This is a genomic window from Spongiactinospora gelatinilytica (assembly GCF_003236385.1).
GTDB classification, from domain to species: Bacteria; Actinomycetota; Actinomycetes; order Streptosporangiales; family Streptosporangiaceae; genus Spongiactinospora; species Spongiactinospora gelatinilytica.
Map to the genome: position 1 here is coordinate 1 of NZ_POUA01000675.1, position 1791 is coordinate 1791.

Consider the following 1791-nt stretch of genomic DNA (forward strand, 5'->3'; position numbering starts at 1 on the left):
GGTCAGGGTTCGGTGGGGTGGTGGTCGTGGTGGATGCGGACGGGTGGTAGGCCGTCCTGGCGTAACCGCTGGGCGGCCTTGCCGACCATGGCCGGTGGGCCGCACAGGAAGGCGTCGTGGTCGCGCCAGGATATTGCCTCGGGGAGGGTGCCGCGCAGGCCCTCGTAGGCGTGGTCGGCCGAGACCACCGGGAGTACCCGTAGCCGGGCATGGTGCGCCCGCATGCGGATCAGGTCCGGCAGGTCGTACAGTCCGCCGCCGTTGCGTGCGCCGTACAGCAGGTGGGCGTGCGGGCGGCGGTCTTCCGGGCCGGGGACGTCCTCGGTGAGGACGGACTCGATGATCGCCTTGAGCGACGCCGGCCCGGTGCCTCCCGCCACGGCCAGGATGTCGCGGCCGGAGGCGGCCGGGGCGGTCATGGAGCCCCGCGCCGGGCCCAGCGTCGGCGTGTCGCCGACGCGGGTCCGGCGGGTCAGCGCGGTGGAGACCCAGCCGCCGGGGACCGCGCGCACGTGCAGCCGCAGCGTGTTGTCCGCGCGCGGGGCGTCGGCGATGGAGAACGCCCGCCACACGCGGGGCCACCTGGCCGTCTGCACCGTGGCGTACTGGCCGGGCAGGAAGGGGAACGGCAGCGCGGGCCGCAGCGTCAGGACGGCGATGTCGCCGGTGCGCCGCTCATGGCCGATCACCTCGGCCGGCCAGCAGGGTGGCGAGGTGTCGGCCGCCGCCGCCTCGATCATGATCTCGGCGGCGGTCGCGTACGCGGTGGCCCACGCCCGCTCCATCTCCGACGACCACGCCTCCGCCGCGAACCGCCGGACCGTCGCCAGCAGCGCGTCCCCCACCGCGGCGTAGTGGGCGGGGGCGAGGCCGTACTTGCGGTGGTCGCGCCCGAGTCGCGCCAGGTCCGTCGCCAGGCCCTGGGGGCAGTCCAGGCTCCACACGATCCGGGTCAGCGCCCGGAACAGACGCTCCCGCTGCGCGTTCATGGCGGGCGGGAACAGTGCGCGCAGGTGTGGGTGCGCGGCGAACAGACGTCCATAGAAATAGGCGGTCGCCCGCGCCGCCGCGGGCTCGATGAGCGCGAAACCCTCCTTGACCGGACGCGGATCGAATTGCATCTCCGGAAAACCCCCACCCTGGATGAACCCTTTTCGGCCGCGGGTGCCCGGAAGGGCCGGCCGGCCGTGCACTGCCTGGCCGGAAGTGGGTACGGCCGAATTGGCGCCGCACCCGCGGTGTGGTCCGGGTGATGAGCGCACGGTGGTCCCGGTCCCGGGCGCTCGATTTTCGGGTGTGACACTCCGGGTGGATCGAGACAAGAGTTGCACCGAAATATCCGGCATAATTGGCGAGCGGATATATTGTATTGTGAGAATAATATTCACGATCGCATTCGCCGGCCGGCCTGCGCGGTGCCGCACCCGCCCTCGCAAGGAGAGGCGGCCGCGCCATCCAGGAGCCGCCCGCCCCATACGGGTGGGCCCACCGTGTAACCATTTATCGTGGTTACGTGACGGAGACCGCGGTGGGACTGATCCTGCATACCAGGGAAGGCGTCGCCTATCGGTTCGATCCGGGGGCGCTGTGCCTGGAGCTGCTGCCCACCGGTGGGCCGGAGGCGCCGGGAGGGTACGAGGTGATGCGTACACCGGCCGATCTCGCGGCCTGGGCGGGCCGCTCGCGGCTGCGGGTGGATCCCGCGCTGGTGGAGGCCGGGCCGGGCGATGTTGAGCGCGCCAGAGCCCTCCGGGACGCCCTGTGGCGCATCGCGTCGGCCCACGCCCACCC

At 72.4% G+C, this 1791-nt stretch carries 2 protein-coding genes; one reads left to right on the top strand and one right to left on the bottom strand.

The genetic code is table 11. The features are described from left to right. Window positions 1-2: 2 nt before the first annotated feature. Window positions 3-1121, bottom strand: a complete 1119-nt coding sequence (locus C1I98_RS38505) for a globin domain-containing protein (RefSeq protein WP_111172138.1) — start codon at window positions 1119-1121, stop codon at window positions 3-5. Between the two features lie 392 nt (window positions 1122-1513). On the opposite strand from C1I98_RS38505, the gene C1I98_RS38510 reads away from it, so the two are divergent. Further along, window positions 1514-1791, top strand: a 278-nt coding sequence (locus tag C1I98_RS38510; RefSeq protein ID WP_199537544.1) for an ABATE domain-containing protein, incomplete at its 3' end; no start/stop codon positions are given.

Coding starts and splice junctions, on each gene's coding strand:
- C1I98_RS38505 (WP_111172138.1), bottom strand. CDS start 1,121: ATGCAATTCGATCCGCGTCCGGTCAAGGAGGGTTTCGCGCTCATCGAG.